Raw genomic sequence first — 22,066 nt, forward strand, 5'->3', positions numbered from 1 at the left:
ACCACGCGTCCCGGACGCATGCAGTTATTCAGGAACGTCGCGCCAGGGGCTGCTCCGCGCCCACCTCGTCCCAGTGGACCGTGCGGTCGCACCACCGCTGCAGCAGCGTGCGGTCGTGCCCGATGGCCAGTACGCCGGCGCCGGTGCTCCGGCGGTAGCCCTCCACCACGGCCACCAGGGCGGCGGTCGTGGACGCGTCGAGCATGGCCGTCATCTCGTCGCACACCAGCCAGCGCGGGCGCAGCACCAGGGCGCGGGCGAGGCAGGCGCGCTGGAGCTGGCCGTCGCTGGCCTCGTGGGGGCGCCGGGAGAGCAGGTCGGGGGTGAGGCCCACGGCTTCGGCCAGCTCGGCGACCCGTTCGGCCGAGCCCTCCCGTCGGCCGGTGGCGAGCAGCGGCTCGGCGATCAGCTGGGCGATGCGCAACCGGGGGTCTGCGGAGAGGCGGGGTTGCTGGAAGACGACGCCGAAGGCGGTGCGCTGTTCGCGCGGGGCGGCGTGGCGCCAGCGGCGTACGGGGGAGCCGTCCAGGAGGACGGTTCCGCCTTCCGGGCGGTGCAGGAGCGCGGCGACGCGGGCGAGGGTGGACTTGCCGCAGCCGCTGGGCCCGAGCAGCCCGACGGTTTCGCCGGGTTCGACCGTCAAGGAGGCGTCCCGCACTACGGGCGCGCGTCTGTCGTATCCGGCGGTGATGGCGCGCAGTTCAAGCACGGGCGTCCTCCGGGACGTGCGGATGGTGGCAGGCCACGGCCTCGGTCACCGGGGGCAGACCGGCGCAGGCGTCCGTGGCACGGTCGCAGCGCGGCGCGAAGGCGCAGCCGGCGGGGAGGTCCCCGAGCTCCGGGGGCATGCCGGGGATGGGTGCGAAGGCGCGGTCGGGGAGAGCGTCGAGGAGGCCGCGGCTGTAGGGGTGCCGGGGGCCGCAAGTGCCGAAGAAGGCGGCTGCGGCGGCGAGTTCGACGATGCGGCCCGCGTACATGACGGCGACCCGGTCGGCGATGCGCTCGGCCGCCGCCAGATCGTGGGTGATCATCAGCAGCCCCCGGTCGCCGTCGTCGATGTGGCGTCGCAGTTCGTCGACCGTGTGCTCCACCAGATCGCGGTCGAGCCCGGTGGTGGGTTCGTCGGCGAGCAGGAGGGGCGCGTCGCCGACCAGGGCGAGGGCGGTCGCGGCGCGTTGGGCGAGCCCGCCGGACAGTTCGTGCGGGTGGCGGTCGAGGTGGTCCGCGGGGAAGGCGGTGCGCTCGGCGGCCGCCTCGGCAGCGGCACGTACGGCCGTCCGCCCTCGCACGTCCGTCAACGCCGTGACCGTCTCCTCCAGTTGGGAGCGGATGGTACGCACCGGGGTGAGGTGTGCCGCCGGGCTCTGCGGGACCAGGCCGATACGGCGGCCCCGTACCGTGCGGGCGAGGGTCCGTTCGTCGGCGGTCAGCAGGTCGAGGTCACCGAGCCGCGCCTCGCCGGCGGTCTGGGCGTTGGCGGGCAGCAGGCCCAGGAGGGCGGAGGCGAGCACGGACTTGCCGCAGCCGCTCTCACCGATCAGGGCGAGGCATTCGCCGGCCGCCACGTCGAACCGGGCGTCGGTGACGGCCGCGACACGGCGTCCGCCGGGCATGAGGAAGCGCACGGACAGCCCACGCACCGACAGCACGGGAGGTCGCTCGGTCACAGCATCAGCTCCGATCGGCGGCGCGGGTTGATCCGCTCCCGCCACGCCCCCGACAGTCCGGCGATGGCGAGAGTGGGGACGATGATGAACAAGCCCGGGAACAGGGTCGGCCACCACTGTCCGGCGAGCAGCGAGCCCCGCGCGCCCTGGATGAGGTTCCCGAGACTGGCCAGATGCGTGGGCAGTCCGAGTCCCAGGAAGGACAGCGCCGACTCGTGCCACATGGCGTGCGGCACCATCAGCACGGCGGCCAGCGCGGCCTGGGGGAGCACGGCGGGCAGCAGGTGCCGTACCGCGACCCGCCGACGCGACGCACCGCCGGAGACGGCGGCGTCGATGTACGGGCGTGAACTCAGGGACAGGACCTCGGCGCGCACGATCCGGGCGGTGGACAGCCAGTGGGTGAGTGCGACCGAGACGATCACCGGCCAGACGCCCGGCCGGAACATCGCGACGATGAAGATGCCCAGCAGCAGATGGGGCACGGCGGAGACCGTGTCGACCACCCGCATCAGCGCGCGGTCGGCCCAGCCGCCCAGCGCCCCGGCCGTGGCGCCGACGGCCGTGCCGATGACGGTCGCGGTGAGCGCGGCGGCCACGCCGACCAGCAGGGAGACCCTGAGGCCGTAGACGCAGCGCAGCAGCAGGTCCCGGCCGACGTCGTCGGTGCCGAAGGGATGGGCCCAGGACGGCGGTTGCAGTTTGGCGGCCAGGTCGACGGCCTGCTGGTCGAGCTGCGCCAGCGGCGGCACGAGCAGCACTGCGAGAACGGTCATGGCGACCAGTGCGGCCGAGGTGCGGATGCGCAGCGTGCGGGTCGAGCGGCGCTCGGTGCCGGGGGAGCGCCATGCGGGCCCGGACCGCACGTCGGTCTCAACTGGGGTCATGGGAGTCACATTTCACTGAGCTTCACCCTCGGGTCGAACAGTCCGTAGAGGAGGTCGGCGAGCAGGTTGCCGACGAGGACGGCGGCGGCAGCCAGCGTCGTGAGAGCCGCGAGCAGGGGGAAGTCGACGGCGGTGGCCGCCTCGACGGTGGCCGCGGCGATGCCCGGCCAGCTGAAGACGGTCTCCACGAGCAGGGCGCCCGTGATCAGTTCGGGGACGCGGGAGCCGATCAGCGTGAGGACGGGCAGGAGACCGGAGCGCAGCGCGTGGCCGAGCAGGACCCTGCTCTCGCTCAGGCCCCTGGCCCGGGCGCCGCGTACGGGGTCCTCCGCCAGGGCGTCGCCGACTCCCTGCCGTACGTACAGGGTGAACCAGGGGAGTTGGGAGACGGCGAGCACCCCGGCGGGCAGGATCAGATGGCTCGCCACCTGTCCCGGGGTGACCTGTTCGCTGGCGGTGTCCGTGAGGCCGCCGGCCGGGAGGACGTCCAGCTGGAGGGCGAACAGCCAGACTGCGAGCAGCGCGATCCAGAAGACCGGCGCCGCTTCCAGGGTGTACGCGAGCGAGCTGACGGCCCGGTCCGGCATCGAGCCCGGGCGGCGGGCGGCCAGCACCCCGAGCAGGGTGCCGATCAGCACGGCGGCGACGAACGCGACCGTGCACAACAGCGTCGACCACACGAGGCGCTCACCGATCACCTGCGCCACGGGCTGCCGCAGCACGCTGGAGTGCCCCAGGTCGCCGCCGAGGGCGGAGGTCAGCCAGTGCCACCAGCGGGCGGTGAAGGGCTGGTCCACGCCGAGGTTGTCCCGCAGCCGGTCCAGGGTCTCCTGGTCGGCACCGAGGGCGGCCGTACCGGCGTACGCCTTGACCGGGTCGAACGGGGATGCCGCGGCGATGGCGAACACGCCGAACGTGACGACCATCAGGACGGGGACGGCGAACAGGGTCCGCCGACCCGCCAGGCGTGCCATCGCTCCCCAGGGCAGGGACCTGGTGCTCACTTCTTCGGCTGCCAGTTCTCGATGTTCCACCAGGGGCCGCTGGCGAAGCCGTGCTCGTGCGGTTCGAGCTGCGTGGTCAGCCCGTCCCAGCGGTCGGCGAGCACATAGAGGTGGTCGATGTGGGTGAGGAACGTGTACCCGGGGTCCTTCACGAGCTCGCGCTGGACCGTTTCGTACGCGCTCTTGCGCTCTGCCGCGGCCTGGGTGCGGCGGCCGGTGTCGAGGGCCTTGTCCACGGCCGGATTGCCGTAGCGGGCCATGTTGTTGAATCCGTCACCGGCGAGGGAGGAGTGCAGCAGGGTGTAGAGGCCGAAGTCGGGGTCGCCGGTGCTGCCGAAGCCCGCGAGGACCGCGGTGTCCTTCATCCGCGGTTCGATGACCTCCCAGGTGGCGCTCTCCACAGTCACCTTGATGCCAACCTTCTTGACGTCGGAGGCGTAGGCGAGGGCGTGGTCCTGGCGGACCTTGTCGCCCGACGGATAGAGCAGCGTGAACGCGGCCTGCTGCCCGCCCTTGGCGCGGACGCCGTCCTTGCCTGTCTCCCAGCCCGCCGCATCGAGAATCCGCTCGGCCTTGTCCAGGTCCTGCTTCCGCTCGATGCCCTTGGCGAACGCGGGATCGTCGACGGGCAGCGGCCCGTACGCCGGTGTGCCCGCCCCGTCGAGGATCTTGTCGACCATGGCCTCGCGGTCCACGGCGGCATCCAGCGCCTGCCGGATCGCACGGTCGCCGGTGACCTTGCCGGCCGTCGGGAGGGTGACGGCGCGGAAGTCGTAGGACCTCGCCTCGTACGACTTCGTGCCCTCGTCGTTCTTGAAGGTAGCCGCGAGGTTGGGCGGCAGGACCGCGCCGTCCAGGTCGCCGGAGCGCAGTCGGGTGGCGCGCACGTTGTCGTCGGCGATGACCGCCATGGTGAACGTCTTCACCTTCGGCGCGCCGCCCCAGTAGTCCGGATTGGCCTTGAAGGTGAGCTTCTCGCCCTTGCTCCAGGCGGACAGGACGTACGGGCCGGTGCCGACGGGCTTGGTGTTGAAGGAGCCGGTGTTGGGGTCCTGCTCGCCCGCGACGTGCTCGGGGACGATGGGCAGGACGGTGCGCCCGGCGAACGGCGCGTACGGGTACTTCAGCGTGAAGACGACCTTGTCGTCACCGCTCGCCCGCACGTCCTTGACGGCGTCCAGTTCGCTGCGGGCCGTGTTGTTGGTCTTCTCGTCCAGGATCGTCCGGTAGGTGAAGACCACGTCGTCGGCCGTCAGCGGCTCGCCGTCGCTGAACTCCACGCCGTCGCGCAGGGTGTACGTGTAGGTGAGGCCGTCGGCCCCGATCTCGGGGAGCGCCTCCGCGAGGGCGGGCCTGAGCTTCAAGTCTGCATCGCGCGCGAGCAGACCCTCGAAGAGCTTCGAGTTGCCGTCCTTGCCGTAGCCGAGCAGGGGGCTGAGGGTGTCCGGCTCGGAGGCCACGCCGATCACGACGGAGTCGGCGACCCCGGCCACCATCGCCGCCGCCGTCGCGGCAGCACTACGTATTCGACGGGTCGTCATGAGCGTCACACCCTTGTTGCTTGTCAATAGTTGTTGCGATCTTGTGCGAGGGGAGGGTCATCCAGGCTCGCCGCGCATCAGTCCGCTGCGCGGGCGGCGGGCCTGAGCGGCAAGGAATCCCGGGGCCGGGAGCATCTCGTCCGCGCGCAAGCGGAGTTGCGGGGCGGTCATAAGGACGGAGTGGCGCTCTGGGTGCCGGCGTGGTCCCCGGCGCACGACGGCTCGACGCCGAGCCTGATCGGAGCTCGCACGGACCTGCCCCCCTCTGCACTTATCTCGTTATTGCGATGAGTATGCAATAAGGGTCGGGGTGCTGTGTACCCGGGGGCCGCGTGCAGGCCGACGGCATGGCGGAGGGTTCCCGCAAGCACGTGACGTGCGGGAGCCCTCTGGCGGCCGGGGCCGGATCTCGGGGGATGGCAGTTGCCGCAGGCGGCAAGGGTGACGGCCAAGGGCCTCAAGGAGCGCGCCGGTTCGTGTCAACTCGCCTTGTGCGCCGCGGCATCCAGGAGGGGGCCGAGCTCGCGAGCCACGGTCGTCAGCGCCCGGACGTCCCGCTCCGCCCGCGCGATGAGGATCGCCCCCTCCAAGGCGCTGATCATGACAGTGGCGAGCGCACCGGCCCGCTCCTGCGGCACACCCATGTCGGCCAGGGCCCCGGCCACCGGCTCGGTCCAGGTGCCGAACGCGGCGGCCACCGCCTCCCGCGTCGACTCGGTGGACTCGGCCCAGTCCACCGTGGCGGCTGCCACGGGGCAGCCGCCCGCGAAGCCGGCGGCTTGGTACTCGTCGGTCCACTGGCGGACCATCTCCGCGAACAGCCCGCTGGGCGTCGGCTCGTCCAGCGCGGCAAGGAACCGGGCGACACGGTTGCCCGCATACCGGCCCGCCCACCCGACCGCCTCGTTGACCAACTGCTCCTTGCCGCCGGGGAAGTAGTGCTGCAGCGAGCCGCGCGGCGCCCCGGCATGCGCGGCGACCTCACGCATCCCCGTGGAAGCGACCCCGTCGCGCCGGATGAGCTGGGCAGCGCTGAAGACCATCCGCTCACGCGGCCCTCGTTCGGACATCGCCATCCCGACCTCCAGCGCCCGGTCCTCAATGTTCCGCGGTCCAGTCTATGACAGTCGTCATAGTGCCGGGGTATTATGACCACCGTCATAGTGGGCAGGGGCGGGCGACGGCTCGGCCCCGGCGCGGAGACGGAAGCGGCGTGCCGTGCGACAAGTGCCGTGCGGTGAGAGAAGCGGCGTGCCGTGCGACAAGTGCCGTGCGGTGAGAGAAGCGGCGTGCCGTGCGACAAGTGCCGTGCGGTGAGAGAAGCGGCGGTGCATCGTGTACGTGGGATTCATCGGTCTCGGAGTCATGGGACAGCCCATGGCACTCAATCTGGCTCGCGCGGGAACACCCCTCGTGGTGTGGAATCGCACCCGCGGCCGCTGCGAACCCCTGCGCGCCGCCGGCGCCCACATCGCGGACACTCCCGCCGAGGTCTTCGCCCGGGCGCAGACGGTGGTCCTCATGCTGGCCGACGAGGCCGCCGTGGACACGGTCCTCGGGCGTGGCACCCCCGACTTCGCCGCGCACGTCGCCGGGCGCACCGTCGTCCACATGGGCACGACCGCGCCGGAGTACTCGGCCGCCCTCCAGGACGCCGTCCGGGCCGTGGGCGGGCGCTACGTCGAGGCGCCGGTCTCCGGCTCCCGCGTCCCCGCCGAACAGGGCGACCTGGTGGCGATGCTGGCCGGCGACGACGACGCCGTCTCGGCCGTACGCCCCGTCCTCGCGCCCATGTGCCGCGAGACGTTCGACTGCGGCGGGGTGCCGGACGCCCTGCTGATGAAGTTCTCGGTCAACCTGTTCCTGATCACCCTCGTCACGGGCCTGACCGAGGCGTTCCACTTCGCCGACCGGCATGGGCTCGACCAACGCCTGCTCCGCGACGTCCTGGACGCGGGACCCATGGCCAGCGCCGTCTCCCGGGTCAAGGGTCCCAAGCTGCTGGCCCGGGACTTCACGGTCCAGGCCGGGGCCGCGGACGTTCTCAAGAACAACCGGCTGATCGCCGAGGCCGCCCGCGAGGCCCAAGTGGCGTCTCCGCTCCTCGACGTCTGCCACACCCTGTACGGCGAGACCGTCGCCCAGGGCCACGGCGGCGAGGACATGGTGGCCGTACTGCGTGCACTGGAGGCCCGCACGGACGGCTCCCGCGTCCCCGGCCCGCCGGACAACAGCGGTGCGCAAGCCCCGTCGCGCACAAGTCCACGTCATGAACGGGGACTTGAGCCGTCCTGAACGGCGACTCGGAACCGGGGCCGTCCCCGGGGGTGCCGTTCCCGCGGCCGTGGCAGCTGCGGCGCCGTCAATGACCGGTGACCGTTTAAGGTCATCCGATGACGAGTAGCAGCGGGTCGCGGGCTCCGGTCCTCGACAGCACCCCTCCGACGGCAGCGCCCAGCGACTGGCAGGCCCGTCTGCGCCGGTTCGGATACGTCGGGGGCCCTCGGACCGACACCCGCGAACGTCTCGTTCCGCCCTTTCCCGAGCCCTCGACCCGTCTTTGGGAGCACTTGGGCCTCCGCCCGTCACGGGCGCGGCGCGCCGCCCAGGTGATGGACTGGACGGGACCGGTACTCGTCGCCGTCCTGGCCGCGGCGATCCGCTTCTGGAACCTCGGCCGTCCGCGGGACGTCGTCTTCGACGAGACCTACTACGCCAAGGACGCCTGGTCCCTGCTGCAGTTCGGCTACGAGGGCACGTGGCCGGACCGCAAGATCGCCGACCCGCAGATCCTCGCGGACCCCCAGGTGATCCCGCTTTCCGACACCGGCGCCTTCGTCGCACACCCGCCGATGGGCAAATGGGTGATAGCCGTCGGCGAGTGGATGTTCGGCCTGGACCCGTTCGGTTGGCGCTTCATGACGGCGGTCCTGGGCGCGCTGTCGGTGCTGATGCTGTGCCGGACAGGACGCCGCCTGTTCCGCTCCACGGCGCTGGGCTGCCTGGCCGGCGCGCTGCTGGCCGTGGACGGTCTGCACTACGTGATGAGCCGTACGGCGCTGCTGGACCTGGTCGTCATGTTCTTCGTGCTGGCGGCCTTCGGAAGTCTGCTGATCGACCGGGACCACGCCCGGGCCCGGCTCGCGGCCGCCCTTCCCGTCGGCCCGGACGGCCGTGGCCGCCCGGACGGGCACACCGGCGACCACGCCGGGACGGGCGTACGTCCATGGCGGCTCATGGCCGGGGCCTTCCTGGGACTCGCGGCCGCGACCAAATGGAACGGCCTGTACTTCCTGGCCTTCTTCATGCTGCTGACCCTGCTGTGGGACGTCGGCGCCCGCCGCGTGGCAGGGGCGCGGCACCCTTACCGGGCGGTCCTGCGCAAGGACCTCGGATGGTCGGTGCTCTCCGTCGTTCCGGTCGCCGTGGTGACGTATGTGGCCACGTGGACCGGCTGGTTCCGCTCCGACACCGGCTACGCACGCCACTGGGCCGACGGCCATGGCGGCACCTGGTCATGGATCCCGGCTCCGCTGCGCAGCCTGTGGCACTACGAATACGGGGTCTACCAGTTCAACGTGGGACTGCACAGCTTCCACAAGTACGAGTCCAACCCGTGGAGTTGGCTGGTCCTCGGCCGCCCCGTGCTGTTCGACTACGAGTCCCCGAAGCCCGGAACGGACGGCTGCCGCACAACGGTCGACTGCTCGCAGACGGTCCTCGCCCTGGGGACGCCCCTGCTGTGGTGGACGGCGTGCCTCGCCCTGGCGTACCTGCTCTACCGGTGGGCCCTGCGCCGCGACTGGCGTGCCGGCGCCATCCTGTGCGCGGTGGGCGCCGGTTACCTGCCCTGGTTCCTGTACCAGGACCGCACGACCTTCTCCTTCTACGCGGTCGTCTTCGTGCCGTACCTGTGTCTGGCCGTGGCCATGATGATCGGGGCGCTGCTGGGTCCGCCGGGGGCGGGCGAGACGCGCCGTACCGGGGGTGCGGTCGCGGCGGGCGCACTGGTCCTGCTCATCGCCTGGAACTTCATCTACTTCTTCCCGATCTACAGCGGGCAGACGATCCCGTACGCCGACTGGCACGCCAGGATGTGGCTCGACACCTGGATATGAGTCCGACGGGGCCCGGCTACCGGGTCTTCGAGGATCGTCCCTCGCAGAGCGCCGTCCGGACGGCCGCCTTGATGTCGTCGCTCTGTGCGTCCGGCCCACCCGGGCCGAGGTTCACCATGACCGTCGCCTGCCGGCCGTCGACCGTGGCGCCGCCCGCCGTCTCGTACCCGGGAATGTCACCGGTGTGCCCCCAGTAGCGGCCACCACAGGGCAGTGGCCTGCTCTCCAGGCCATCTCCCGCAGTTGCGCCGGGCGCAGCAGTTCGCCGCGCAGGAGAGCGGCGAGGAAGCGGTTGACGTCGCTGCCGCTGGAGATCAACTCGCCGGACGGGCCCGCGACCGAGGGGTTGATCGCGGTGATGTCCCTGAGCGGCGCGTCCACGCCGGGCCGTACGTACCCGCGCGGGTGCGGTCCGGGGATCGCCGAGGCGTCACCCGGCACGTACGTCTCGCGCAGACCGAGCGGCGTGATGACGCGCCGGCGGATCTCCTCGCCGTACGTACGGCCGGTCACCCCAGGACGAGGAGTCAGGGTTGCCGGGCCAGGGCCCGGGCGATCGGCACGCGTTGGCGCTCGCTCCCGGAGAGCCGGCCGAAGGGGCGGCCGGCCAGGTCGGCGCCGTCCACGGCGGTGAGCGCCGACTCGATCAGCGCGGCGTCCTCGGAGGTGTCGCCGTCGAGCAGCCGCGTGTGCGGAGTACGGCCCGCGGCGACGATCGCACGGTCCGTCAGGTCGAAGTCCGCGCCGGGCTCCTGCGGTGGTGCAGGAGCCGAGCCCGCGGGCTCCTGCACCACAGCGGCCACCGTGCGGGCCACCTGCCGCACGGGCAGTGACCTGGCGTCGGTGCCGTCGACACGGACCTCGCCGCCGGCGGGGCGCAGGTCGCGGTAGACGGCGCGCAACAGGCTGGACTCGCCGCTGCCGTTGAGGCCCACGAGGCGGATCACCTCGCCCGGGCGGGCGATGAGGGAGACGTCCTCCACCAGGTGGTGCGCACCGCCGGTGAGCGTGACGCCGGCCTCAGGGCCGGGGAGGGAGCGCCGACGCGCCCTCCCCGGCAGATCACTCCCGATCGCTGCCGGTCTCAGGACGCGGAGAGTTCCGCACGGACCGTGCGGGCGGCGGTGACCAGGTTCTCCAGTGAGGCGCGGGTCTCGGGCCAGCCGCGGGTCTTCAGGCCGCAGTCGGGGTTGACCCAGAGGCGTTCGGCGGGGATGGCCTTGAGGCCGGTGCGCAGCAGGGACGCCGCCTCCTGGGCGCTGGGGACGCGTGGGGAGTGGATGTCGTACACGCCGGGGCCGGCCTCGCGCGGGTAGCCGTGGGCGGCGAGTTCGCGGGCGACCTGCATGTGTGAGCGGGCGGCCTCCAGGCTGATGACGTCGGCGTCCAGGTCGTCGATGGCCTGGACGATGTCGCCGAACTCGGCGTAGCACATGTGGGTGTGGATCTGGGTGTCCGGACGCACACCGCTCGTGCTGAGCCTGAACGCCTCCGTCGCCCAGGCCAGGTAGGCCGGACGGTCGGCGCAGCGCAGCGGCAGGGTCTCGCGCAGAGCGGGTTCGTCGACCTGGATGACCGAAGTCCCGGCTGCCTCCAGGTCGCCCACCTCGTCGCGCAGGGCGAGGGCGACCTGGCGGGCGGTGTCACCGAGAGGCTGATCGTCGCGGACGAAGGACCAGGCGAGCATGGTGACCGGGCCGGTGAGCATGCCCTTGACGGGGCGGTCGGTGAGGGACTGGGCGTACTGCGTCCAGCGCACCGTCATCGGTTCGGGGCGGGAGATGTCGCCGGCCAGGATCGGCGGACGGACGTACCGCGTGCCGTAGGACTGCACCCAGCCGTGCTGGGTGGCGAGGTAGCCGGTGAGCTGCTCGGCGAAGTACTGGACCATGTCGTTGCGTTCGGCCTCGCCGTGCACCAGGACGTCGATCCCGGTCTTCTCCTGGAAGGAGATGACCTCCTGGATCTCGGCCTTGATGCGCTCCTCGTACCCTGCGGCGCCGATGCGCCCGCCGCGCAGGTCGGCGCGTGCGGCGCGCAGTTCGCCGGTCTGCGGGAAGGAGCCGATGGTGGTCGTCGGCAGCAGGGGCATGCCGAGGTGGGCGCGCTGGGCGGCGGCGCGTTCGGAGTACGGCTGGGAGCGGCGGGCGTCGGCCTCGGTGACGGCGGCGGCGCGGGCGCGGACGGCCGGGTCACGGGTGATCGGCGAGCCGGCGCGGGACGCCAGGTCGGCCCGGTTGGCGGCGAGTTCGGCGGCGACGGCGTGCGTGCCCTGGGCGAGGCCCTTGGCGAGCGTGACGATCTCGGCGGTCTTCTGTTTCGCGAATGCCAGCCAGCGCAGGACCTGCGGCTCGATGTCCCGCTCCAGGCCCGTGTCCAGGGGCACATGGAGCAGGGAGCAGGAGGCGGCCACGTCGACCCGGTCGGCCAGCCCGAGCAGGGTGCCCAGGGTGGACAGGGACTTCTCCAGGTCGTTGACCCAGATGTTGCGGCCGTTGACCACACCGGCGACCAACCGCTTGCCGGGCAGCCCGCCGACCGCGGCGAGTGCGTCCAGGTTCGCTGCGGCGGACCCGGTGAAGTCCAGCGCCAGCCCTTCGACCGGGGCCTTCGCCAATACCGGCAGGGCGTCGCCGACCCGGTCGAAGTACGAGGCGACCAGCAGCTTCGGGCGGTCGGTGAGGGCACCGAGGTCGCGGTAGGCCCGCTCGGCGGCATTCAGCTCGGCCGGGGTGCGGTCCTGGACAAGGGCGGGCTCGTCCAGCTGCACCCACTCGGCGCCGGCCGCGCGCAGGTCGGCGAGGACCTCGGCGTACACCGGCAGCAGGCGGTCCAGGAGCGTGAGCGGCTCGAAGTCCGCGGCGACCCCGGGGGCGGGCTTGGCGAGCAGCAGATACGTGACCGGGCCGACCAGGACTGGGCGGGCGGTGAGACCGAGCGCGAGGGCCTCCTTCAGCTCGGCGACCTGCTTGGTCGAGTCGGCCGTGAAGACGGTGTCAGGGCCCAGCTCCGGCACCAGGTAGTGGTAGTTCGTGTCGAACCACTTCGTCATCTCCAGCGGCGCCACGTCCTGCGTGCCGCGCGCCATGGCGAAGTAGCCGTCGAGGGTGCCGGCCGTGACGGAGTGCCGGTGGCGCTCGGGGATCGCGCCGACCATGACGGTGGTGTCCAGGACGTGGTCGTAGTACGAGAAATCACCGGTGGGCACCTCGTGGATGCCGGCGTCGGCCAGCTGCCGCCAGTTGGCGGCGCGCACGTCGGCGGCCGTGGTGCGCAGGGCGCCAGCGGTGACACGGCCCTTCCAGTAGCCCTCGACCGCCTTCTTCAGTTCCCGGTTCGCGCCCTGGCGGGGGTAGCCGTACACGGTGGCCCGTGCTGCCGCGGCTGCGGACTTCGTGGTCACGGAGATCTCCTTCGCGAGATGAATCCCTGAGATCCCGGCGACGGGACGAGAGCGCGAAGGGGTGACGAACCGGACGGTCGGAGCGTGCGCGGCTGGGCACGGTCGTCCGCCTGGTATGTACGCCGACCCGCCCTCGAGGTCACCGGGATGTCCGCGCACGGGTCGTCCGCGCGCGGGCAGTTGGCAGGTCTTCGGACTCGCGGGCACGTCCTCCTGACCGGAGGACACCTACTGGCCGTCGCTTCCCAGGCCCTCTTCGTCGGGCCCAGTGCGGATGACGGCGGTCGTTCCCACTCACCGCTGCGGGGCAGTCCCGGATTCTCACCGGGTTCCCTCTTGCGACGCATCCCACCTGGCGGGCGGGGCGAACCAGCTGCACCGGCCAGCCTACGGGGTGGCACCTCGCAGGGCAGCGCGGCATCCGTCATCCGGATGGTGAAATGGGACACCCGCGACGACGCCCCGGCTGCTGGCCGAGGTGTACGGAGTGGAGCCGAGGTCGCCCTCCATCCGCGCACGGGCGCACCCGAGATGACCTTCCCCGGGGAGCCGCAGGCGGTCGCCGCGACCAGGACGGGCCACTCGGCAGGCTCTGAGTGCCCGGCGCGTTGCGAGGGCGGGAGCGCCACAGAGCGGGAAGCGCCTGACAGCGCCTCCCGCCCTTCCCCTGTGTCAGCCGCGCGGGAACCCTCACTCCCGGCGGCGACGCGGACCCCTCAGCCCGCGTCGTACCAGGCCCTCAGTCCTGGTCGTAGATGTGGAACCCGCGGCCGGTCTTGCGGCCGAGCAATCCCGCCTCCACCATCCGCTGGAGCAGCGGGGGAGGGGCGTAGAGGGGCTCCCTGAACTCGTCGTAGAGCGACCCGGCGATCGAGGCGACGGTGTCGAGGCCGATCAGGTCCGCGAGCCTGAGCGGGCCCATGGGGTGGGCGCAGCCCAGCTCCATGCCCGTGTCGATGTCGGCGGCTGTGGCGAAGCCGGACTCGGCCATCCGGACCGCCGACAGCAGGTACGGGATGAGCAGGGCGTTGACGACGAAGCCGGCCCGGTCCTGGGAGTGGATCACCGTCCTGCCCAGCGTCCTGGTGGCGAATTCCCGTACTGCGGCAAGCGTCTGAGGCGCCGTGTGCAGCGAGGTCACGATCTCCACCAGCGGCAGCACCGGCACCGGGTTGAAGAAGTGCAGGCCCACCACCCGGTCCGCCCGGCCGGTCGCCATGCCCAGCCGCATGACGGGGAGTGAGGAGGTGTTGGTCGCCAGCACCGCCTCCGGATCCTCGACGATCTTGTCGAGCGCGGCGAAGACCTCGGTCTTGGCGGCCGGGTTCTCGATGACGGCCTCGACGACGAGCTGCCGGTCGGCGAGATCGTCCAGGCTGCCGCTGAAGGCCGTGCGGTCGAGCGCGTCTCGCGCTGCGGCCTCCTCCAGCCTGCCGCGGCGCACCGCGCGGTCGAGTGACGCCGCCATCCGGTCCCGTGCGGCGCGGGCCGCGACCTCGTCCACTTCGCAGACCACGGTGTCGAGGCCGGCCCGTGCGCACACCTCGGCGATCCCGGCCCCCATCTGCCCGCCGCCGACCACGCCGACGCGCTGGATGCCCCCGCTCACGCCCCGGCCTCCGTCCGCTTCACGAGGTGCCGCGTGTACGCGTCCGGGGTGAAGAACAGCGGCAACTCGCCCGCCAGGGCGGTCCGTTCGAACAGGGCGCGGATCTCGTCGACGGGCGCCCACGGGTACTCGCGGCCGAGCGCGACGACCTCGTCGTCGAGCAGCCGCAGCACCGTCTCCCGGTCGATCACCCGGTGCCGGAGCCACTGCCAGATCTGCACGCGGGCGATCTCGGCGGTGGCCGCGTCCTCCATCAGGCCGTACAGCGCGACCGCGCCCTGCCCGCGCAGCCAGGCGGCGAAATAGCGCAGCGCGACGGCGATGTTGGTGCGCACGCCCTCCTCGGTCGGCGGCCCGCTGATCCTGCGCACCGACAGCAGGTCCGCCGCGCTCACGTCGACGTCGTCGCGGGTACGGTCGATCTGGTGGGGCCGTTCGTCGAGGACACCGTCGAAGACCTCGCGGCAGACGGGGACGAGCCCGGGGTGGGCCACCCAGGAGCCGTCGAAGCCGTCCTCGGCCTCCCGCTCCTTGTCGAGCCGGACCTTGGCGAGCGCGGCCTCGTTCGCGGCCGGGTCCTTGCCGGGCACGTGGGCGGCCATGCCGCCGATGGCGTGGGCGCCGCGCTTGTGGCAGGTGCGGACGAGGAGTTCGGTGTACGCCCGCATGAAGGGGGCGGTCATCGTCACCTTCGCCCGGTCGGGCAGGAGGAAGTCGGTGCGGTGGCCGAACGTCTTGATCAGGCTGAACAGGTAGTCCCAGCGGCCCGCGTTGAGCCCCGCGCTGTGCTCGCGAAGTTCGTAGAGGATCTCCTCCATCTCGAACGCGGCGGTGATCGTCTCGATGAGGACCGTGGCACGGATCGTGCCGTGCGCAATGCCGAGCAGTTCCTGGGCGAGGACGAAGACGTCGTTCCACAGGCGCGCCTCGTGCCGGTTCTCCAGCTTCGGCAGGTAGAAGTACGGGCCGTACCCGGCGTCGATCTGGCGCTGGGCGCAGTGGAAGAAGTACAGGCCGAAGTCGACCAGGGCGGCAGGCACGGGCCGTCCGTCGAACTCCAGGTGCTCCTCGTCGAGATGCCAGCCGCGCGGGCGGACCATGATGGTGGCGAGCCGGTCTCCGAGGCGGTACTCCTTGCCCTCCGCCGTGGTGAAGCCGATCCGGCGCTCGACCGCGTCGAGCAGGTTGAGCTGGCCGCCGACGACGTTGTCCCAGAGGGGAGCGGTGGCGTCCTCGAAGTCCGCCATCCAGATCCTGGCGCCGGAGTTGAGCGCGTTGACCGCCATCCGGCGGTCCGGCGGGCCGGTGATCTCGACGCGGCGGTCGGTGAGGCCGGGGGCGGGCGGCGCGACGCGCCAGGTCGGGTCGGCGCGGACGGCGGAGGTGACCATGGGGAAGCCGAGCGGTGAGCCCGATGCCAGCCGCAGCGCCAGCCTGCGGCGCTCCTTCATGACTTCCTGGCGGCGTGGGCCGAACTCCGCGGCGAGCCGGCCCACGAAGTCGAGGGCGGCCGGCGTGAGGATCTCGTCGTGACGGTGGCCCGGGCCGGCGAGGACACGGACATGGTGGGTCAGTGCGGTGGTGGACATCGGGTTCTCCTGAGGGATGGGAGCGGAGGGGGCGGACAGGGACGGTCGCCCGTTCCCTCCGCTCGGCCACCGGGAGCCTCGCGGCGCGGGGCGCCCGGTCCGGCGGCCTAGTGGAACTGCTCTTCCTCCGTGGACCCGGCCAGCGCGGTCGTGGACGACGCCGGATTGACGGCCGTCGACACCAGGTCGAAGTACCCCGTACCGACCTCACGTTGATGCCTGACGGCGGTGAAGCCGTGGGCCTGCGCGGCGAACTCCTTCTCCTGCAGGTCGACGTAGGCGGTCATGCCGTGCTCGGCGTAGCCGCGGGCGAGGTCGAACATGCCGTGGTTCAGGGAGTGGAAGCCGGCCAGCGTGATGAACTGGAACTTGTAGCCCATCGCGCCCAGTTCACGCTGGAACTTGGCGATCTGGTCGTCGTCCAGCGCGGCCTTCCAGTTGAAGGACGGCGAGCAGTTGTACGCCAGCATCTGGTCCGGGTACCGGGCGTGGATGGCCTCGGCGAACTCGCGGGCCTGCGCCAGGTCCGGGGTGCCCGTCTCCACCCAGATCAGGTCGGCGTACGGCGCGTAGGCCAGACCGCGGGCGATGACCGGCGCCATTCCGCCGCGCACCCGGTAGAAGCCCTCCGCCGTCCGCTCGCCGGTGACGAACTCGGCGTCGCGCTCATCCACGTCGCTGGTGAGGAGGTTGGCGGCGAGAGCGTCGGTGCGGGCGACGACGATCGTCGGCACGTCGGCGATGTCGGCGGCCAGGCGGGCCGCGTTGAGGGTGCGGATGTGCTGCGAGGTCGGGACGAGGACCTTGCCGCCGAGGTGGCCGCACTTCTTCTCCGAGGCGAGCTGGTCCTCGTAGTGGATGCCCGCCGCACCCGCCGCGATCATCGCCTTGGTCAGCTCGAAGGCGTTGAGCGGACCACCGAAACCGGCCTCGGCGTCGGCCACGATCGGCGCCAGCCAGTCCGTCGTGTCGCCCGCGCCCTCCGCGGTGGCGATCTGGTCGGCACGCAGCAGCGCGTTGTTGATCCGACGCACCACCTGCGGCACCGAGTTGGCCGGGTACAGGCTCTGGTCGGGGTAGGTGTGCCCGGCCTGGTTGGCGTCGGCGGCGACCTGCCAACCGGACAGGTAGATCGCCTGGAGCCCGGCCTTGACCTGCTGCACCGCCTGGCCGCCGGTCAGCGCGCCCAGGGCGTGGATGTAGTCCTGCTCGTGCAGTTGGCGCCACAGCCGCTCGGCCCCGCGCCGGGCCAGGGTCTGCTCCTCACGGACACTGCCGGACAGCCGGACGACGTCATCGGCGCTGTAGGTGCGCTCAATGCCCTGCCACCTCGGGTCGGTGGCCCAGCGCCGTGCGAGCTCCTCGGCCGCCTGCGTCCTCGCCTCTGCCATGACTGTCACCGTCTCCTCGGTCTGTTGCGTCTGCCAATCGCGTGCTGGTCCCCATGCGACTGGCACTGCGTGTCTCTTCCAGGGATGCGGCCCGCCGTCACCTCGAAGGGTGAAGGTGAGCAATGCTGCCGGTACGGGCTGCCGCCCTGCCGGGATCTCCGACGTCAGGGCATGAATCGAGCCCCGGTTCCGGGCGGAGCCTGCCGGGTCCGGCGGGCCGCACTCACACTCTGGCACTGGCACTGAGTGCCATCAACCATGGAAGCCTGCCAAGCTTTGCGAATCTTCCGTCCGCCGTTTGCCAAGTTTGCGAAGGGTGCTGGAAGCGCCGGATCGCATACGCTGACCGGGTCGAAGCCCGTCCTGACGTGGAGGAACACACGCGGTGAGCAAGACCTATGCGGGGGCGCGGCTGCGCAGGCTCCGCGAGGAGCGCCGGATGAGCCAGGCCGAGCTGGCCCGCGTCCTCGCCATCTCGCCCAGCTATCTGAACCAGATGGAGCACGACTCCCGCCCGCTCACCGTTCCCGTCCTGCTCCGGCTGACCGAGACCTTCGGACTTGACCCGAACTTCTTCTCCGAGCGCGACACGACCCGCCTGGTGGCCGACCTGCGCGAGGCGCTCACAGGCGAGATCGCCGAATCCCGCGTCTCCCCGTCGGACCTCGCCGAACTCGCCTCCCGTATGCCCGCGGTCGCGCGGGTCCTTCTCGACCTGGGCCGCCGCAACCAGCTCCTGTCCGAGCGGCTCGCGGGAGCGGCCGACGGCCGTGACACCGCCGTGGAGTCACCGCGCTCGCCCCACGAGGAGATCCGGGACTTCTTCTACCGCCGCCAGAACTACCTGCACGACACCGACCTCGCGGCCGAACGCCTCGCCGAGGAGATCGGGATCCGGCCCGGCGAGGTCGTCGGCGCCCTCACGGCGAGACTGGCCGACGCCCATGACGTCCGCCTGGCCGCCGAGGCGGGCGACCGTCTGCACCGCTTCGACGCGGCTACCCGCACCCTGCACCTGTCGACCCGCCTGCGCCCCGGCCAGCGAGCGTTTCGCACGGCCACCCAACTGGCGCTCCTCGAATACGGCGACGAACTCGACCGTCAGGCCGCCGAGGACTTCCCGCCAGGCTCACCCGCCCATGCCCTGGCCCGCATCGGCATCGCCAACTACTTCGCCGCCGCCCTGATCCTGCCGTACACCGCCTTCCACACGGCCGCCGAGGAGTTCCGCTACGACATCGAGCGCCTCACCGACCGCTACGGCCTCGGCTACGAGACCGTCTGCCACCGCCTGAGCACCCTCCAGCGCCCCCGACTGCGCGGCGTGCCCTTCTCCTTCGTACGCGTCGACCGCGCCGGGAACATGTCCAAACGGCAGTCGGCCACCGGCTTTCACTTCTCCCGAGCCGGCGGCACCTGCCCCCTCTGGAACGTCTACGAGGCGTTCGCCGCACCCGGTCGCATCCACGTCCAGATCGCCGAAATGCCGGACGGGCAGCGCTATTTGTGGACGGCCCGCGCGGTCACCCGGCACCGCGGCGGCTGGGGCGAGCCGGGCAGGACCTACGCCATCGGGCTGGGCTGCGAGATCCGCCATGCCCATCGCCTCGTCTACTCCGACGGCCTCGACCTCGCCAACGCCTCCGCCGCGACCCCGATCGGCATGGGCTGCCGCGTCTGCGAACGCCTCGACTGTCCTCAGCGGGCGGCTCCTCCGCTGGGCCGGGCACTCGCCGTTGACGAGCACAGCAGCACGTTCGTGCCGTATCCGGTCGAGGCCGGACACGACGGACGGGCGTGACCCGGCCCCGACCTTGTTGATCAGCCGCACAAGAAGCCGCGCCGGGCGGGCGGCCGTCCTCGTCGAGGCCGGCGGACGACGCCTACGGCAGGGGTTGGGCGGCCAGGACCGTGCGGGGTGACGAGGGCTCAGGAAGACGACGATGCCCTTGCCGTCGGAAGAGGGGTGAGTGGCCTGCGCCCAGCCCTGGCGGCGGTAGAAGGACATGGCTTGCCCCGACTGGACGGAGGTCAGCAGCCAGGATCGGCCTTCCGGAGCGTCGGCCGTGACCGCCTCCAGCAGCCCGGCGGCGATGCCGGTGCCCCTTGCGTCGGCGCACACGGCGAGTTCGTCCATCTCGCGCGCGCCGCAGAGCCAGTTGACGGTGCGGTCGTGACCGAGCCCGGCCGCGGCCTGGGGGTAGCAGCGGTCGGTGGGGAAGGGGGAGAGGGTGGTCCAGGCGGTGGCGAAACCGATGACCTGCTCACTGTCGAAGGCGAGCGCGGCCGTGAATCCCGAACGCCGTACGTTCACCGGGAGCCGCGCCGCGAACTCGACTGCCTTCTCCTCGTCCTCGTCCCAGGGAGGGGCGCAGAAGGCGTCGGCGTACACGGAGCGCAGGGCGGTGGTGTGGGAGAGGAGCGCGCCGTCCCGGAAGACGCGGATGTCCATCAGGCCGCCACCGCCCCGGCGGCCCCGGGGTGCAGTGCCGCGTACTCCAGCGGCGCCGACGGATCGACCGACACGTGCAGCGGTGCCGGTTCGGCACCGGCACGCACGAGGAGGTCGCCGACGGCGGCGATCATCGCGCCGTTGTCCGTGCACAACCGCAGGGGCGGTACGCGCAGTTCGACCCCCGCGGCGCTGCAGCGCTCCTCGGCCAGGGAGCGGACCCGGGAGTTCGCGGCAACCCCGCCGATCACGACCAACGTGCCCACGCCGTGCTCGACGCAGGCCGCCACCGCCTTGCGGGTCAGTACGTCGGCGACGGCCTCCTGGAGCGACGCCGCGCCGTCGGTCACGGGCAGCTCACGGCCCGCATGTGCCTCGGCCCACCGCGCGGCCGCCGTCTTCAGCCCCGAGAAGGAGAAGTCGTACGGCTTGTCGCGCGGGCCGGTCAGGGGGCGCGGGAAAGGGGCAGCGCGCGGATCCCCCACGCGCGCTGCCCGGTCGATGGCCGGGCCGCCCGGGTAGGGCAGCCCGAAAACCCGCGCGACCTTGTCGAAGCACTCCCCGGCCGCGTCGTCGAGGGTGTCGCCGAGACGGACGAGCGGATCGCGGGCCAGGTCGCGGACGAGGAGCAGCGAGGTGTGCCCGCCGGAGACGATCAGCACCATGCAGGGGTCGGGGAGCGGCCCGTGTTCCAGGGTGTCGGCGGCGACATGGCCGGCGAGGTGGTGCACGCCGTACAGGGGGACACCGAGCGCGTACGCGACGCCCTTCGCACCGGCAAGCCCCACCTGGAGCGCGCCCGACAGACCCGGTCCGGTGGTGACGGCGACCGCGCCGATGTCGGAGAGCCGCAACCCGGCCCGGTCCAGGGCCTGTTGGATCACGGGCCGTACCGAATGCACGTGGGCGCGGGCGGCGATCTCGGGCACGACACCGCCGTACCGGGCGTGCTCGTCCATGCTCGACGCGAGGGCGTGGCCGAGCAGCCGGCCGTCCTGAACAAGCCCCGCGCCGGTCTCGTCGCACGACGACTCGATGCCCAGCACGATCGGAGATGCCTTGCGTCCCATGACGGCCCACCTTTCTGCACTGCCCATGCTATTGCAAGCATTGTGCAATAAGACGTGACTGAATCCTGACGCGGGCTTTGCCGCTCCTGCGTTGTTCTTGCAACTCACCGGCAGAAACCTGGGCCGCGCGGCTGAGAACAGCCATCGGACCAGCAGTAAGGCCCCACCCTCATGACTTCCTCGTGGCACCGCATCCGTACGTCCATGACCCGCAAGGAGTGGACGAGCCTCGGCGGAATGGCCGCGTTCATCCTGGCGCTGCACGTCATCGGCTGGTTCACCCTCGTGGTGATCGTCGCCCCCGAGCACTACAGCCTGGGCAGCAAGACCTTCGGCATCGGCATCGGCGTCACCGCCTACACCCTCGGAATGCGGCACGCCTTCGACGCCGACCACATCGCCGCCATCGACAACACCACCCGCAAGCTGATGGGCGAGGGGCAGCGCCCGCTGTCGGTCGGCTTCTGGTTCTCCCTCGGACACTCCTCGATCGTGTTCGCCCTCGCCTTCCTGCTCTCCCTGGGCGTCAAGGCGTTGGCCGGCCCGGTTCAGGACGACGACTCCGCACTGCACAGCGTGACCGGCTGGATCGGTACGACGGTCTCGGGGACGTTCCTCTACCTCATCGCGATCATCAACATCGTGACCACGGCCGGCATCTGGAAGGTCTTCCGGCAGATGCGCACGGGGCACTTCGACGAGGCCGCCCTCGAAGAGCAGCTCGACAAGCGCGGCTTCATGAACCGCCTCCTCGGCCGCCTGATGAAGTCGATCACCAAGCCCTGGCAGATGTACCCCCTCGGGATCCTCTTCGGCCTAGGCTTCGACACCGCGACCGAGATCGCCCTCCTCGTCCTCGCCGGCTCGAGCGCGGCATCGGGGCTGCCCTGGTACGCGATCCTGTGCCTGCCGCTCCTGTTCGCGGCGGGCATGTCGCTGCTCGACACCATCGACGGCTCGTTCATGAACTTCGCCTATGGCTGGGCGTTCTCCGAGCCGGTCCGCAAGGTCTACTACAACCTCACCATCACGGGCCTGTCGGTGGCCGTCGCCCTCATCATCGGCACCGTCGAACTGCTGGGCCTGATCGCGGAGAAGGCGGACCTGCACGGCCCGTTCTGGGACTGGGTCTGCGGCCTCGACCTGAACATCATCGGCTACGTCGTCGTCGGCCTCTTCTTCGCCACCTGGGCGCTGGCCCTGCTGGTCTGGAAGGTCGGCCGCATCGAGGAGAAGTGGACGGCGGGCCTGGCCCGGCCCACCGGACAGGGCTCGGCCGGCAGCGGTGCCCGCGCTGCGACACGGCGCAGGTCCTAGGTCCAACGCCTGATCGAA

General features: G+C 71.6%; 16 protein-coding genes, 2 pseudogenes and 1 riboswitch. Of the genes and pseudogenes, 4 read left to right on the forward strand and 14 right to left on the reverse strand.

The features are described from left to right. Window positions 1-28 precede the first annotated feature (28 nt). From ACFY5C_RS32085 to ACFY5C_RS32110, 6 genes are all read right to left on the reverse strand, one after another. The gene (locus ACFY5C_RS32085; protein WP_389450819.1) at window positions 29-709 is read right to left on the reverse strand and encodes an ABC transporter ATP-binding protein; all 681 of its coding nucleotides are present in this window, start codon (window positions 707-709) and stop codon (window positions 29-31) included. Then, complete coding sequence (locus tag ACFY5C_RS32090; protein WP_389450822.1) at window positions 702-1,667, reverse strand: ABC transporter ATP-binding protein; 966 nt, start codon at window positions 1,665-1,667, stop codon at window positions 702-704. Before ACFY5C_RS32090 ends, ACFY5C_RS32085 begins: the two co-directional genes overlap by 8 nt. Continuing rightward, window positions 1,664-2,554, reverse strand: coding sequence for an ABC transporter permease (locus ACFY5C_RS32095; RefSeq protein WP_389450825.1), 891 nt, complete (start codon window positions 2,552-2,554; stop codon window positions 1,664-1,666). The genes ACFY5C_RS32090 and ACFY5C_RS32095 overlap by 4 nt, the downstream gene beginning before the upstream one ends. Window positions 2,555-2,559: 5 nt before the next feature. Further along, window positions 2,560-3,528 (reverse strand): ABC transporter permease, encoded by a 969-nt coding sequence (locus ACFY5C_RS32100; protein WP_389450828.1) that lies wholly within the window; start codon window positions 3,526-3,528, stop codon window positions 2,560-2,562. 26 nt (window positions 3,529-3,554) lie between these two features. Beyond that, a complete protein-coding gene (locus tag ACFY5C_RS32105) occupies window positions 3,555-5,099 on the reverse strand; it encodes an ABC transporter substrate-binding protein (protein ID WP_389450831.1) in 1,545 nt (514 codons plus the stop codon). A 479-nt stretch (window positions 5,100-5,578) separates the two neighbouring features. After that, window positions 5,579-6,175 carry a TetR/AcrR family transcriptional regulator gene (locus tag ACFY5C_RS32110; RefSeq protein ID WP_389450834.1) on the reverse strand — a complete coding sequence of 199 codons (597 nt, stop codon included), beginning with the start codon at window positions 6,173-6,175 and terminating at the stop codon, window positions 5,579-5,581. Between the two features lie 301 nt (window positions 6,176-6,476). Between ACFY5C_RS32110 and ACFY5C_RS32115 the strand changes: the two genes are divergently transcribed. Then, window positions 6,477-7,394 (forward strand): NAD(P)-dependent oxidoreductase, encoded by a 918-nt coding sequence (locus tag ACFY5C_RS32115; RefSeq protein WP_389450837.1) that lies wholly within the window; start codon window positions 6,477-6,479, stop codon window positions 7,392-7,394. Between the two features lie 98 nt (window positions 7,395-7,492). After that, window positions 7,493-9,217: a dolichyl-phosphate-mannose--protein mannosyltransferase gene (locus ACFY5C_RS32120; RefSeq protein ID WP_389450840.1), complete on the forward strand. Its 1,725-nt coding sequence runs from the start codon at window positions 7,493-7,495 to the stop codon at window positions 9,215-9,217. 111 nt (window positions 9,218-9,328) lie between these two features. Here the strand turns inward: ACFY5C_RS32120 and ACFY5C_RS32125 are convergent, their stop codons facing one another. From ACFY5C_RS32125 to aceA, 6 genes and pseudogenes are all read right to left on the reverse strand, one after another. Beyond that, a complete protein-coding gene (locus ACFY5C_RS32125; protein WP_389450843.1) occupies window positions 9,329-9,730 on the reverse strand; it encodes a serine hydrolase in 402 nt (133 codons plus the stop codon). A 17-nt stretch (window positions 9,731-9,747) separates the two neighbouring features. After that, a pseudogene (locus tag ACFY5C_RS32130) lies at window positions 9,748-10,278 on the reverse strand (ABC transporter ATP-binding protein); the annotation flags it as partial. 23 nt (window positions 10,279-10,301) lie between these two features. Beyond that, a complete protein-coding gene (gene metE / locus ACFY5C_RS32135) occupies window positions 10,302-12,620 on the reverse strand; it encodes a 5-methyltetrahydropteroyltriglutamate--homocysteine S-methyltransferase (protein ID WP_389450846.1) in 2,319 nt (772 codons plus the stop codon). 178 nt (window positions 12,621-12,798) lie between these two features. Next, a riboswitch (cobalamin riboswitch) is annotated at window positions 12,799-12,994 on the reverse strand. Between the two features lie 365 nt (window positions 12,995-13,359). Beyond that, window positions 13,360-14,229, reverse strand: coding sequence for a 3-hydroxybutyryl-CoA dehydrogenase (locus tag ACFY5C_RS32140; RefSeq protein ID WP_389450849.1), 870 nt, complete (start codon window positions 14,227-14,229; stop codon window positions 13,360-13,362). After that, window positions 14,226-15,818, reverse strand: a complete 1,593-nt coding sequence (gene aceB / locus ACFY5C_RS32145) for a malate synthase A (RefSeq protein WP_389450851.1) — start codon at window positions 15,816-15,818, stop codon at window positions 14,226-14,228. Before aceB ends, ACFY5C_RS32140 begins: the two co-directional genes overlap by 4 nt. A gap of 107 nt (window positions 15,819-15,925) precedes the next feature. Next, entirely contained in the window at window positions 15,926-17,209 is a 1,284-nt protein-coding gene (aceA, locus tag ACFY5C_RS32150) for an isocitrate lyase (RefSeq protein ID WP_389450854.1), read from the reverse strand. Window positions 17,210-17,594: 385 nt separating this feature from the next. Here aceA and ACFY5C_RS32155 point away from each other — a divergent pair, with 385 nt between their 5' ends. Further along, window positions 17,595-19,010 (forward strand): short-chain fatty acyl-CoA regulator family protein, encoded by a 1,416-nt coding sequence (locus tag ACFY5C_RS32155; RefSeq protein WP_389450857.1) that lies wholly within the window; start codon window positions 17,595-17,597, stop codon window positions 19,008-19,010. Between the two features lie 90 nt (window positions 19,011-19,100). Here ACFY5C_RS32155 and ACFY5C_RS32160 read toward each other — a convergent pair. Further along, a pseudogene (locus ACFY5C_RS32160) lies at window positions 19,101-19,661 on the reverse strand (GNAT family N-acetyltransferase); the annotation flags it as partial. Next, window positions 19,661-20,731 (reverse strand): tRNA (adenosine(37)-N6)-threonylcarbamoyltransferase complex transferase subunit TsaD, encoded by a 1,071-nt coding sequence (gene tsaD, locus ACFY5C_RS32165; RefSeq protein ID WP_389450860.1) that lies wholly within the window; start codon window positions 20,729-20,731, stop codon window positions 19,661-19,663. The pseudogene ACFY5C_RS32160 and the gene tsaD, both read right to left, overlap by 1 nt. A 204-nt stretch (window positions 20,732-20,935) precedes the next feature. Here tsaD and ACFY5C_RS32170 point away from each other — a divergent pair, with 204 nt between their 5' ends. Further along, window positions 20,936-22,048: a HoxN/HupN/NixA family nickel/cobalt transporter gene (locus ACFY5C_RS32170; protein WP_389451193.1), complete on the forward strand. Its 1,113-nt coding sequence runs from the start codon at window positions 20,936-20,938 to the stop codon at window positions 22,046-22,048. Window positions 22,049-22,066: the final 18 nt, after the last annotated feature.

Origin of the sequence: Streptomyces sp. NPDC012935 (assembly GCF_042900345.1) — a bacterium.
GTDB lineage: Bacteria > Actinomycetota > Actinomycetes > Streptomycetales > Streptomycetaceae > Streptomyces.